Origin of the sequence: Mesorhizobium sp. B2-6-4, assembly GCF_006441495.1 — a bacterium.
Taxonomy (GTDB): Bacteria; Pseudomonadota; Alphaproteobacteria; order Rhizobiales; family Rhizobiaceae; genus Mesorhizobium.
On record NZ_VFUE01000006.1, the window covers coordinates 93,600 to 106,595 of the forward strand.

At 61.4% G+C, this 12,996-nt stretch carries 13 protein-coding genes; all 13 read left to right on the forward strand.

All coding sequences use genetic code 11. The features are described from left to right. Positions 1 to 44: 44 nt before the first annotated feature. The 13 genes from FJ426_RS10125 (at position 45) to FJ426_RS10185 (ending at position 12,919) form a co-directional block, all read left to right on the forward strand. A complete protein-coding gene (locus tag FJ426_RS10125; protein ID WP_010909609.1) occupies positions 45 to 281 on the forward strand; it encodes an Lrp/AsnC family transcriptional regulator in 237 nt (78 codons plus the stop codon). Between the two features lie 170 nt (positions 282 to 451). Further along, a complete protein-coding gene (locus FJ426_RS10130; protein WP_181172773.1) occupies positions 452 to 1,864 on the forward strand; it encodes a circularly permuted type 2 ATP-grasp protein in 1,413 nt (470 codons plus the stop codon). A gap of 132 nt (positions 1,865 to 1,996) precedes the next feature. After that, entirely contained in the window at positions 1,997 to 2,938 is a 942-nt protein-coding gene (locus FJ426_RS10135) for an alpha-E domain-containing protein (RefSeq protein ID WP_140525347.1), read from the forward strand. Between the two features lie 7 nt (positions 2,939 to 2,945). Beyond that, a complete protein-coding gene (locus tag FJ426_RS10140) occupies positions 2,946 to 3,740 on the forward strand; it encodes a transglutaminase family protein (RefSeq protein WP_140560927.1) in 795 nt (264 codons plus the stop codon). Between the two features lie 119 nt (positions 3,741 to 3,859). Then, positions 3,860 to 4,591 (forward strand): peptidase, encoded by a 732-nt coding sequence (locus tag FJ426_RS10145; protein ID WP_140560928.1) that lies wholly within the window; start codon positions 3,860 to 3,862, stop codon positions 4,589 to 4,591. 98 nt (positions 4,592 to 4,689) lie between these two features. Next, complete coding sequence (locus FJ426_RS10150; protein ID WP_140560929.1) at positions 4,690 to 6,099, forward strand: aspartate aminotransferase family protein; 1,410 nt, start codon at positions 4,690 to 4,692, stop codon at positions 6,097 to 6,099. Between the two features lie 128 nt (positions 6,100 to 6,227). Then, complete coding sequence (locus FJ426_RS10155) at positions 6,228 to 6,995, forward strand: DeoR/GlpR family DNA-binding transcription regulator (RefSeq protein ID WP_140515319.1); 768 nt, start codon at positions 6,228 to 6,230, stop codon at positions 6,993 to 6,995. A 124-nt stretch (positions 6,996 to 7,119) separates the two neighbouring features. Beyond that, entirely contained in the window at positions 7,120 to 8,646 is a 1,527-nt protein-coding gene (gene glpD / locus FJ426_RS10160; RefSeq protein WP_140498798.1) for a glycerol-3-phosphate dehydrogenase, read from the forward strand. Positions 8,647 to 8,682: 36 nt separating this feature from the next. Beyond that, positions 8,683 to 9,762 (forward strand): ABC transporter ATP-binding protein, encoded by a 1,080-nt coding sequence (locus FJ426_RS10165; protein ID WP_140515321.1) that lies wholly within the window; start codon positions 8,683 to 8,685, stop codon positions 9,760 to 9,762. Positions 9,763 to 9,772: 10 nt separating this feature from the next. Continuing rightward, positions 9,773 to 10,840 (forward strand): ABC transporter ATP-binding protein, encoded by a 1,068-nt coding sequence (locus tag FJ426_RS10170; protein WP_140498794.1) that lies wholly within the window; start codon positions 9,773 to 9,775, stop codon positions 10,838 to 10,840. After that, positions 10,841 to 11,707: a sugar ABC transporter permease gene (locus FJ426_RS10175; RefSeq protein ID WP_140498792.1), complete on the forward strand. Its 867-nt coding sequence runs from the start codon at positions 10,841 to 10,843 to the stop codon at positions 11,705 to 11,707. It abuts the gene before it with no gap. 1 nt (position 11,708) lies between these two features. After that, entirely contained in the window at positions 11,709 to 12,629 is a 921-nt protein-coding gene (locus FJ426_RS10180) for a carbohydrate ABC transporter permease (protein ID WP_140498790.1), read from the forward strand. A gap of 2 nt (positions 12,630 to 12,631) precedes the next feature. Next, positions 12,632 to 12,919 carry a DUF2160 domain-containing protein gene (locus FJ426_RS10185; RefSeq protein ID WP_140498788.1) on the forward strand — a complete coding sequence of 96 codons (288 nt, stop codon included), beginning with the start codon at positions 12,632 to 12,634 and terminating at the stop codon, positions 12,917 to 12,919. The last annotated feature ends 77 nt before the right edge of the window (positions 12,920 to 12,996 follow it).

A 12,996-nucleotide genomic window follows, 5' to 3' on the forward strand; every position in this document is an offset into this window, starting at 1 on the left:
TGCCAGAAGGGCCGCTTGGATTGGACGTTTAGCAGGGCGGAGCCATGAAGGCGTTTTTCGTGCAGATCAAATGCGAGCTGGGCAAGTCGTATGAGGTTGCCAGCGCGCTCGCCGACGCCGAGATCGCCTCGGAAATCTACTCCACTGCCGGCAATTACGACCTGCTCGCCAAGTTCTATGTCGACGACGAGGAGGATGTCGGCCACTTCGTCAACGAGAAGGTGCAGATTCTTCCCGGCATCAAGGACACGTTCACCGTCGTCACTTTTCGCGCCTTCTAGCGTCGGAACCCATTGCCCGAGCATGAGGCAAAGCCTGACCAAGCTCATATTTCAGCTGCCTCAATTTTAGGCAGGGGCGACATACTGATCGTCCGCATCCCTCAAATCACCGATTACGCTTGATTTTCTCCAGCGGCGCCAGTGAAATGGCGTCACAGGGGAGTATGCGATTGGCAGCGTTCGATGAAATGCTTCCGGAGGTCTCCGGACTTAGAAGACCGTATTCGGTTTACGATCGCTGGCTGAAAGAGCAGGACCCGGCCAGGCTTACCGAGAAAATGCAGGACGCCGAACGCGTCTTCCGCAAAACCGGCATCACCTTCGCCGTCTATGGCGAGCAGGAAGCCTCCGAGCGGCTTATCCCCTTCGACATCGTTCCGCGCATCATTTCTGGCAATGAGTGGCGCCGCCTCACGCAAGGCATCGAGCAGCGCGTGCAGGCACTGAACGCCTTTCTCGACGACATCTATCACCGCCAGGAAATCCTGCGGGCCGGACGCGTTCCCCGCGACCTGATCGCCAGGAACGAAGCCTTCCTGCCCGAGATGATCGGGGTCAGGCCACCCGCCGGCGTCTACACCCACATCATCGGCGTCGACATCGTGCGCATCAGCGAAAACGAGTTCTACGTGCTGGAGGACAATGCGCGCACCCCATCGGGCGTTTCCTACATGCTGGAAAACCGCGAGACGATGATGCAGCTCTTCCCCGAGTTGTTCCAACAAATCAAGGTGCGGCCGGTGGAGAACTATCCGCAGCTTTTGCGCCAGTCGCTGGCGGCGGTGCGGCCGCAGAACGCCAAGGGCACGCCGACCATCGCCGTGCTGACGCCCGGCAGCTACAACTCCGCCTATTTCGAACATGCCTTCCTGGCCGATCAGATGGGGGTGCAACTGGTCGAGGGGCAGGATTTGCGCGTGGTGGACGGTCATGTCGCGATGCGCACGACCGAAGGCTACAAGCAGATCGACGTGCTCTATCGCCGGGTGGACGATGCCTTCCTCGATCCGCTGACTTTCCGGCCGGACTCCGCGCTCGGCGTGCCTGGCATCATGGATGTCTACCGGGCCGGCAACATCACGATCGCCAATGCGCCGGGAACCGGTATCGCCGACGACAAGGCGATCTATTCCTACATGCCCGAGATCGTCGAATTCTACACCGGCCGCAAGGCGATCCTCGGCAATATTCCGACCTGGCGCTGTTCGGAGCCGGACAGCCTGAAATATGTACTCGAACACATCGATGAGCTGGTGATCAAGGAAGTGCACGGTTCAGGCGGCTATGGCATGCTGGTCGGACCGGCGGCGACCAAGAACGAATGCCAGGATTTCGCCAAGAAGCTGCAGGCCAAGCCGTCCAATTACATCGCCCAGCCGACGTTGGCGCTCTCGACCTGTCCGATCCTGACCGAAAAGGGCCTGTCGCCGCGCCATGTCGATCTGAGACCCTATGTGCTGGTCTCCGACCGCATCCAGATCGTGCCGGGCGGGCTCACGCGTGTCGCGCTTAAGGAGGGCTCTCTGGTGGTCAATTCCTCGCAAGGCGGCGGCACGAAGGATACCTGGGTGCTGGATGATTGAGATGAGTAGTCAGTAGGCAGTAGGCAGTAATTGGTATCAGAGGGGACAGAACGATGCCGTATCCAATCGAAATTCGAACATTCCCTACTCGCTACTCACTATTCCCTGCTCACTAGCCCGAAGGGCCACTCCATGCTTCTCGGCCGCACCGCCAACGGGCTCTACTGGATGAACCGCTATATCGAGCGGGCGGAAAACATGGCGCGTCTGGTCGATGCGGGCCTGCGCATGGCGCTGACGCGCACGCAGAGCGCGTCGGAAGAGTGGAATTCGGTGCTGCTCAGCGCCGGCTCCGACGTCGCCTACACGCAGAAGTATCAGGACTATACGGCGGCCGATGTAGCCGACTTCTTGTTGCGCGACACGTCGAACCCGTCGAGCACGATGTCGTCGATCGAGACGGCACGCCACAATGCCCGCATGGTGCGCACCGCGCTGACGCGCGAGACCTGGGAAAGCATCAACGAGGCTTGGATGGCGCTGAAACGCATGCTGGCAAGGCCGATCGACGAGCGTGACCTGCCAAACGTGCTCGATGCGATCAAGCGCGAAACGGCGCTGATCCGCGGCTCGTTCTACGGCACCATGCTGCGCAACGAGATCTTCGATTTCTCGCAGCTCGGCACCTATGTCGAGCGCGCCGACAATACGGCGCGCATCCTCGACGTGAAGTACTACGTGCTCTTGCCGTCGATCTCCTGGGTCGGCTCGACGCTCGACAATTACCAGTGGGAATCGATCCTGCGCTCGGTATCGGCGCACCGCTCCTACCGCTGGGTCTACGACGCCGACTACAAGCCGACCAACATCGCCGACTATCTGATCCTCAATGTGCGCATGCCGCGATCGCTGACCTTCTGCTATCGCTTCCTGGCCGAGCACCTGAAGTTCCTCGGCGACGACTATGGCGGGCGCCATCCCTGCCATGCGACGGCGGAAAAGACCCAGGCCATGCTGCAGGCAGGCTCGATCAAGGATATTTTCGACGCCGGCCTGCATGAATTCCTTGCCGGCTTCATTCGCGACAACACCAGGCTCGGCGACGAGATCGCGCAGGATTACAGGTTCTATTGAGGAGGCCATGCGGCTCAAGATCACCCATCGGACCGAATACCGTTACGACGCACCGGTGCAGTACCTGCTGCAGCGGCTGCGGCTGCTTCCGGTGAGCGGGCGCACGCAGACCGTGCTGTCCTGGGCCCTGAAGGTAGAAGGCGCGCGCGAGGAAGTGCGATTTGCCGACCACTACGGCAATGACACCCGATTGTTGAGCGTCGAGGGTGACCATGATTTCATTACGGTCGAGGCGTCAGGCGAGGTGGTGACGCGCGATACATCGGGGGTTTGTGGGCCGCATCAGGGATTCGCGCCGCTCTGGCTGTTCGCACAGGAGACGCCTTTGACCATGATCGGCGATGGCATTCGCGCACTCGCCGAGACAGCCGGCAAGGGCACCGATATCGAAAGACTGCACCGTCTGATGACTATCATCTCCGAGCGGGTCGCCTATGCGCCGGGCACCACCAATGCGACGACCCCGGCTGAAGAGGCTCTCGCGCTGAAAACCGGGGTCTGCCAGGATCATAGCCATATCTTTGCCGCCACCGCCCGCGCCATGGGTTTCCCGGCACGCTATGTCAGCGGCTATCTGATGATGGACGCGGCCATCGAGCAGGCGGCAAGCCATGCCTGGGCCGAAGCACATGTTCAGGGCCTCGGCTGGGTTGCCTTCGACCCCTCCAACGGTATCTCTCCTGATGAGCGCTATGTGAGAGTGGCGACGGGGCGCGACTATCGCGATGCGTCGCCGGTTTCGGGGATTTTGCTGGGACAGGCGCAAGAGCGGCTTGCCGTCACCGTCACGGTGGAGCAGTAATCACCCGATGTATGTCGTCCAAAACGCCACCTTGGTTTGGGGTGACGATATGCATGAAAACAAAGACTAAGCGCGTCAAATGAATCCGTTCCGACGCGACGCTGCCGGAAGAGTAAACCATGACCTATTGCGTCGGCCTCAAGATCGATCGCGGGCTCGTGTTCATGTCGGACACGCGCACCAATGCCGGCATGGACTCGATCTCCATCTTCAAGAAGATGCATGTCTGGGAAGACCCCGGTGAGCGCGTCATCGTGCTGATGTCGGCCGGCAATCTGGCGACGACGCAAGCCGTGATCAGCGTGCTTGACGAGCGCACCAAGGCGGTTGGCGACCGGCACGCGGCAGTGCTCGAAACGCCGTCGATGTACCAGACGGTGCGACTGGTCGGCGAAACCGTCAAGGACGTCATCGCCCATTCCTCGCCCGCCGGCGACAAGGCCGATTCCTACTTCAACGCCTCCTTCATCCTGGGCGGCCAGATAAAGGGCAGCGCCCCGCGCCTGTTCATGATCTATCCCGAGGGCAATTTCATCGAATCGACCGATGACACGCCCTTTTTCCAGATCGGCGAGACCAAATACGGCAAGCCGATCATCATTCGCGCTTATGACCGGTCGATGAGTCTCGCGGAGACCGTGAAGCTGCTTCTGGTATCGTTCGATTCCACGCTGAAGTCGAACCTGTCGGTCGGGCTGCCGCTGGATCTGCTTTTCCTGGAAAAGGATGCCTTCCAGGTCGGGTTGAAGAAACGGATCGGTCATGACGACCCGTACTACCGCACGATCTCCGAGGGATGGTCGAGCGCCTTGAAGACGGCGTTTGCCAGTCTGCCGGATTTTCCGGGATAAGGACGCGCCGGATTTCTCCGGTGGTTGCAAATGTTTAACAGTCGTTTTTGAAAACCGGGCGAAGGGCGCCGGTGAAGCGATCATGTCGGGAGGACAGGATGAACAGTGACGATTTCCGGCAATGGTCGCGGCGGGCCGCTGACTGGGGCGCCGACTACCGCGAAACGCTGCGCCAGCGCCCGGTACGGCCGCGGATCGAGTCCGGCGACATATTCAGGAGCATAGAAGCGTCGCCGCCCGAAGACGCGGAGCCGATGGACAGGATCTTCGCCGACTTCGAGGAGAAGATCGTGCCGGGCATGACGCATTGGCAGCATCCTCGCTTCTTCGCCTATTTTCCGGCCAACGCGGCACCAGTTTCTGTGGTGGCTGAGTATCTGGTCTCGGCAATGGCCGCGCAGTGCATGCTGTGGCAGACCTCGCCGGCGGCGACGGAGCTCGAAACGCGGACTGTCGATTGGATGCGCCAGGCGCTCGGCCTGCCGGAAGGCTTTTCCGGGGTCATCCAGGATTCTGCCTCCTCCGCGACGCTGGCGGCGGTACTGACGATGCGCGAACGCGCGCTCGACTGGCAGGGCAACAAAAAGGGCCTGGCGGGGCAGGCGCGGTTGCGCATCTACTCGTCGGATCAGGTGCATACTTCGATCGACCGGGCGATCTGGGTGGCCGGTGTCGGTGAGGACAATCTCGTGCGCATTCCGGTCGCCGGCCGCTTTCGCGCCATGGACATAGCGGCCCTCGAGGCGGCGATCGTCGCCGACAAGAAGGCAGGCTTGCTGTCGGCGGGTATCGTCGCCTGCGTCGGCGGCACCAGCACCGGTGGCACTGACGATATCGCCGGCGTCGCCGCGATCGCCAAACGCCACGGGGTCTATCTTCACGTGGATGCCGCCTGGGCGGGATCGGCGATGATCTGCCCGGAATACCGGCATTTCTGGGCCGGTGTGGAGCAGGCGGATTCTATCGTCTTCAACCCGCATAAATGGCTGGGCGCGCAGTTCGACTGCTCGATCCAGTTCCTGCGCGACCCCGAAAGCCATGTCAGGACGCTTGCCATCAAGCCGGATTATCTGAAGACGCACGGTCATGACGGCATCATCAACTATTCCGAATGGTCGGTGCCGCTCGGCCGCCGCTTCCGCGCGCTGAAACTGTGGTTCCTGCTGCGTGCCTATGGACTGGAAGGCCTGCGCACGATGATCCGCAACCATGTCGCCTGGAGCGAAGGCCTGGCAGCGCGCCTGGCCGACGAGTCGGATTTCGAGATCGTCACCGAGCCGATGCTGTCGCTGTTTTCGTTCCGGCACAAGGCGGAGGGAGCCGATGCCGACGAGCACAATCTCCGGCTTGTCAATGCGATCAATGATGACGGACGCATCTACCTGACACAGACCAGGGTGAACGGGCGCGTCGCCATCCGCTTCCATGTCGGCCAGTTCGAGGCGACCGCGGCGGATGTCGATTCGGCTTTTGCCGCCATCACCGAAATCGCGCGCGGATTAACCTGAGGCTGCTGAGTCGGAACTGCGTCCAAGTTTGCCTTTGCTATCATGCGGTTTCCATTAGCCGGCTTACGCCTTTTCATTGCTTTCGTTTTCGTCTATGATCAAGAAAAACGAAAGCAAAAGGTCTTCAGATGTATCTGTCGCCGCGCCATGCCGAAATCGTCCAAATGGCCAAGGATCACGGCCGCGTTCTGGTCGACGATCTGGCCACCCACTTCAACGTCACGCCGCAGACCATCCGCAAGGACCTCAACGATCTTTGCGACCAGCGGTTGCTGTCGCGCATCCATGGCGGCGCCTTGTTTCCTTCCGGCATCGAGAACATGGAATACGAAGCCAGGCGCAAGATCGCCGCCGAGGAGAAGGAGGCGATCGGCAGCGCGGCCGCCAGGCTGATTCCGGACAACGCCTCGTTGTTCATCAATATCGGCACCACGACGGAGTCGGTCAGCAAGGCGCTGCTGGATCACAGCGGCCTCATGGTCATCACCAATAACATCAATGTTGCCAACAGGATGCGCATCTATCCTTCGATCGAGGTGGTGATCGCGGGCGGGGTGGTTCGCGGCTCGGATGGCGGCGTCGTCGGCGAGGCGGCGGTGGATTTCATCAGGCAGTTCAAAGTCGACTACGCCGTCATCGGCGCCTCGGCGATCGACCATGACGGCGCCTTGCTCGATTTCGATTTCCGCGAGGTCAAGGTCGCGCAAGCCATTATCGCCAATGCCAGGCACGTCATCCTAGTGTCCGACCGGACCAAATTCGAGCGCACGGCGCCGGTTCGCATCGGCCATCTGTCGCAGGTCAACACCTTCATCACCGACCGCTGCGATATCCCCTCGGTGCGCAAGATCTGCCAGGAGGCCGAGGTTCAACTGATCGAAACCTCGCTCGATTGAGGACGTTGCAGCGCTTTCACGAGCTTGTGATATTTCGTTTGACATTCGTTATGAGTTCGAAATAATTCCGCCACGGTTTCGCAAAAGAGCCAAATGGTGCAATGCGAAATCGCTGGAGGAATTGGTGGACGCATCTTCGATCCGTGACATTTTCGTCATAGGCGGTGGCATCAATGGCTGCGGCATTGCCCGTGATGCCGCCGGCCGCGGGTTTTCGGTATTTCTGGCCGAGATGGACGATCTCGCCAGCGGAACCTCCTCAGGCTCGACCAAGCTGATCCATGGTGGCCTGCGTTATCTCGAATTCTACGAATTCCGCCTGGTGCGCGAAGCGCTGATGGAACGGGAGGTACTGTGGAAGAACGCGCCGCACATCATCTGGCCGATGCGCTTCGTGCTGCCCTATGCCAAGGGCCTGCGTCCGGCCTGGCTGATCAGGCTCGGCCTTTTCCTTTACGATCATATTGGCGGGCGCAAATTGCTGCCGGCGACCAGGACCCTGGACATGGCCACCGATCCTGCCGGCAAGCCATTGAAACCATTGTTCAAGAAGGCCTTCGAATATTCCGACGGCTGGGTCAACGATGCGCGGCTGGTGACGCTGAACGCGCGTGACGCCGCCGACCGGGGCGCGACCATCCGCACCCGCACCAAGGTGGTCGGGGCGCGCCGCGAAGGCGGGCTGTGGACGATCAGGATCGAAAATCTGCGGACCGGCGAGACCGAAGAGGTCAAGGCGCGGCTGCTGGTCAATGCCGCCGGCCCCTGGGTCGATCATGTGCTTTCCGGCGTCGTCGGCCTCAACGATGTGCACAATGTCCGTCTCGTGCAGGGCAGTCACATCGTCATCGCGAAGAAATTCGACGATCCACGCGCCTATTTCTTCCAGAACAAGGATGGCCGCATCATCTTCGCCATTCCTTACGAGGACGAGTTCACGCTGATCGGCACCACCGACCAGGACTACCCCGGCGATCCGCACGACGTGAAGATCAGCGACACCGAGATCGACTATCTCTGCGCGGCGGCAAGCGAGTATTTCGCCCAACCCGTCAAGCGCTCGGATATCGTCTGGACCTATTCGGCCGTGCGTCCGCTCTATGACGATGGCGCTTCCAAGGCGCAGGAGGCGACACGCGACTATGTGCTGAAGGCCGATGGCGGCGAGGGCACAGCCCCGATCGTCAACACGTTCGGCGGCAAGATCACCACTTATCGCCGGCTGTCGGAATCTATGCTGGAGAAGATCGAAGGCTTTCTCGGCAGGCGCGGCAAGCCGTGGACGGCAAATGCGCCGCTGCCGGGCGGCGATTTCGCGGCGACCGGTTTTGATGCGCAAGTGGCGAGGCTGAAGAGCGCCTATCCCTTTCTCGACCAGCGTTTGGCACGTCGGCTCACGCGGCTCTACGGCACGCGCGCGCAGATGTTGCTTGGCCTTGCCAAATCGAATGCCGATCTCGGCCGCAATTTCGGCGCCGACCTTTACGAGGCCGAGGTGCGCTACCTCGTCGAGAACGAATGGGCCGTCACATCGCAAGATGTGCTGTGGCGCCGGACCAAGCGCGGCCTGCATTTCAGCCGCGAGCAGACGGCGGCGTTGGATGAATTCATGCGCGGCATAAGCCGCCGCCACGTCGCGGCCGCGGAATGAAGGGCTGCTGATGCACACGGCCTGGGAGGAGGCATCATGCTGGAACTGAGAAACGTCACCAAGACGGTCGGCGCGGTGGAGCATATCCGCGACGTGTCGCTGACGCTCCAGCATGGCTCGCTGAACGTGCTGCTCGGGCCGACGCTGTCCGGCAAGACCAGCCTGATGCGGCTGATGGCCGGCCTCGACGCGCCGACTTCCGGCTCGGTCTGGTTCGACGGCAAGGACGTCACCGGCCAGCCTGTTCAAAAGCGCAAGATCGCCATGGTCTACCAGCAGTTCATCAACTACCCCGCGATGAGCGTCTACGAAAACATCGCTTCGCCACTGCGGGTGGCGGGAGTCGAGAAGGCCAAGATCGACAGCCAGGTACGTGAAGCCGCTGCCCTGCTCAAGCTGACGCCCTATCTCGACCGCACGCCGCTCAGCCTGTCCGGTGGCCAGCAACAGCGCACCGCACTGGCGCGCGCCATCGTCAAGAACGCAAGCCTGGTGCTGCTCGACGAGCCGCTCGCCAATCTCGACTACAAGCTGCGCGAGGAACTGCGCGCCGAACTGCCGAGGATTTTCGCCGCCGCCGGCACCATCTTCGTCTATGCCACGACCGAACCGCACGAGGCGCTGCTGCTCGGTGGCAATACGGCGACGCTGTCGCAAGGCCGCATCACCCAGTTCGGCCCGACCATCGAGGTGTTCCGCAAACCGGTCGACCTGGTGACGGCCAGGACCTTCGCCGATCCGCCGCTCAACACGATCGTGCTGGCCAAGAACGGACCCGATTTCCTGCTGGAGGGCGGCGTCAAGCTGCCGGTGCCGCCGGAACTTGTCGGCATTGCCGACGGCAATTACACGATCGGCTTCCAGCCGCACCATCTGTCGCTCGAGCGGCCGGATGCGAGTGCCGTGCCGGTGCGGGCAAAGGTCACCATCACCGAGATCACCGGCTCGGAAAGTTTCATCCATCTTGATTTCGCCGACGCGCGCTGGGTGATGCTGACCCATGGCATCCGCGATTTCGAGACCGACGAAGTGGTCGAAGTGTTCATCGACCCGCGTCACATCATGGTTTTCGACCAACACGGCGTCGCCGTGGCCGCGGCAAAGCTGGCGGCCTGAGGAGAAAACGATGGCGCGCATCGACGTCAACCATGTCAGGCACTCATATCTGCCGAACCCGCGTACCGATGCGGATTTCGCGCTGCGGGAGGTGCACCACACTTTCGAGGACGGTGGCGCCTATGCGCTGCTAGGCCCATCCGGCTGCGGCAAGACCACGCTGCTCAACATCATTTCCGGCCTGCTCCACCCCTCGCACGGCCAATTGCTGTTCAACGGCAGGGATGTCACGAGACTGTCGACGCAGGAGCGCAACATCGCGCAGGTGTTCCAGTTCCCTGTCATCTACGACACGATGACCGTCTACGACAACCTGGCTTTCCCGCTGCGCAACCGCGGCGTTCCGGAGGCCGACGTCGACCGCAAGGTGCGCGAGACGCTCGACATGATCGACCTGGCAGACTGGGCCAGGAAGAAGGCGAGGGGCCTGACCGCCGACCAGAAGCAGAAGATCTCGCTCGGCCGCGGACTGGTGCGCTCGGATGTCAATGCGATCCTGTTCGACGAGCCGCTGACCGTCATCGACCCGCACATGAAGTGGGTGCTGCGCTCGCAGTTGAAGCAGCTTCACCGCCGCTTCGGCTACACCATGGTCTATGTTACGCATGACCAGACAGAGGCGCTGACCTTCGCCGACCAGGTGGTGGTCATGTATGATGGCGGCATCGTGCAGATCGGCACGCCGGCCGAGCTGTTCGAGCGGCCGCGCCACACCTTCGTCGGCTACTTCATCGGCTCGCCCGGCATGAACGTCATGCCAGTAGCGATCGATGGCAAGACAGCGACGCTTGGTTCCCAGCGCATCCAATTGCCAGGCGCGCCGAAGGCCGGAAGCGGCGTCGTCGAACTCGGCATCCGTCCCGAATATGTCAGGCTCGGCCGCGATGGCATGGCCGTCCACGTCAGCAAGGTCGAGGATGTGGGCCGCCACAAGGTCGTGCGCGCCAGTCTGGAAGGCCGCGAGATCGCGGCCGTCATCGGCGAGGACGAAACCGTTCCCGCCGATCCAAAAGTGCGGTTCGACCCAGCCGGCATCAACATCTATGCCGATTCCTGGCGTGTCGAGATGGGGGCGTAAATGGAAAAGCCCTGGAACAACAAGGCCTGGTTCCTCGTGCTGCCGATGCTCGTGCTGGTGGCGTTCTCGGCCGTTATCCCGCTGATGACCGTCGTCAACTACTCGGTACAGGACACGTTCGGCAATAACGTCTTCTTCTGGGCGGGGACCGAATGGTTCGAAGAGTTGCTGCATTCCGATCGCTTCTGGGAAGCCATGGTGCGCAACCTGATCTTCTCCTTCATCATCCTGGCGATCGAAGTGCCGCTCGGCATCTTCATTGCCCTCAACATGCCCAAAAAGGGCTGGGGCGTGCCGGTCTGCCTGGTGCTGATGGCGCTGCCGCTCTTGATCCCGTGGAATGTCGTCGGCACGATCTGGCAGGTGTTCGGCCGCAACGATATCGGCCTGCTCGGCTATTACGTCAACGCGCTCGGCATCGACTACAATTACGTGCAGGATCCGTTCGACGCCTGGGTCACCGTCATCATCATGGACGTCTGGCACTGGACCAGCCTCGTCGTGCTGCTCTGCTATGCCGGCCTGGTCTCGATCCCCGACGCCTTCTACCAGGCGGCCAAGATCGATGGCGCCTCGCGCTGGGCGGTGTTCCGCTACATCCAGTTGCCGAAGATGAAGCGCGTGCTTCTGATCGCGGTGCTGCTGCGTTTCATGGACAGTTTCATGATCTACACCGAGCCCTTCGTCGTCACCGGCGGCGGTCCGGGCAATTCGACGACCTTCCTGTCGATCGACCTCGTCAAGACCGCGCTCGGACAGTTCGACCTCGGTCCGGCGGCGGCGATGTCGCTGGTCTACTTCCTGATCATCCTGTTGTTGTCGTGGGTGTTCTACACCGTGATGACCAACTACGACGCGGAACGCTGATATGGCCGGCGCCAACGAACGTACCGAGCGCAACCTGGTGAACGGGACCGCCGCTTCGGAAAGACTCGCCAGTTCGCTGTCGCAGAGCGAGCTGGACAGGCGCATGCGCCGCCGTGGCGAGGAATCGCGCTGGTGGTGGATCGTGCCGACGCTCTACATCATCGTCCTGCTGCTGCCGATCTACTGGCTCATCAATATGAGCTTCAAGACCAATGCGGAGATCGTCAATTCGCTGACGCTCTATCCGCATGCGCCGACGCTGCGCAACTACACCATCATCTTCACCGATGCGTCCTGGTATTCGGGCTACATCAATTCGATCACCTATGTGGTGATGAACATGGTGATCTCGGTCGCCGTGGCGCTTCCGGCGGCTTACGCCTTTTCGCGCTACCGGTTCCTCGGCGACAAGCATCTGTTCTTCTGGCTTTTGACCAACCGCATGGCACCGCCGGCGGTGTTCGCGCTGCCGTTCTTCCAGCTTTATTCGGCATTCGGCCTCATCGATACGCATATCGCGGTGGCGCTGGCGCACTGCCTGTTCAACGTGCCGCTGGCGGTGTGGATCCTTGAGGGCTTCATGTCCGGAGTGCCGAAGGAGATCGACGAAACGGCCTACATAGACGGCTATTCGTTTCCGCGTTTCTTCGTGAAGATATTCATGCCGCTGATCGCCAGCGGCATCGGCGTCGCCTGCTTCTTCTGCTTCATGTTCTCATGGGTGGAACTGCTCATCGCCCGCACGCTGACCACCACCGATGCCAAGCCGATCGCCGCTACCATGACCCGCACCGTGTCGGCGTCGGGAATGGACTGGGGGCTGCTGGCAGCCGCCGGGGTGCTGACGCTGATCCCCGGGGCGCTCGTCATCTGGTTCGTTCGCAACTACATCGCCAAGGGCTTCGCCCTGGGGAGGGTGTGACCATGAACCTCGACTTCTCCTGGATGGCGTGGACCTGGCCGACGGCCGCCTTCTTCGCCGTCATAGCGCTGCTGCTGGTCGGCATGGGTGTCTGGGAATATGCCTCGCCCGGCGGCGATCCGCGCATCGGCGTGCTGCGTTTCAAGACGACGCGCGGCGATCGTCTCTTCGTTTCGCTGCTTGGCAGCGCCTTCATCCATCTCGCTTGGCTGGGTCTTGTCGGACCCAGCCTGTGGTGGGCTCTCGCTCTCTCCGTGGTCTACGCCATCGGCGTCTTCCGCTACGTATAGAGGGGGAAACTGTTGGAGCGGCCGCTTGTTGGCGGCCTCTCCAGATCGCACTTGAAGTCTTTTCAAACGTGGAGGAA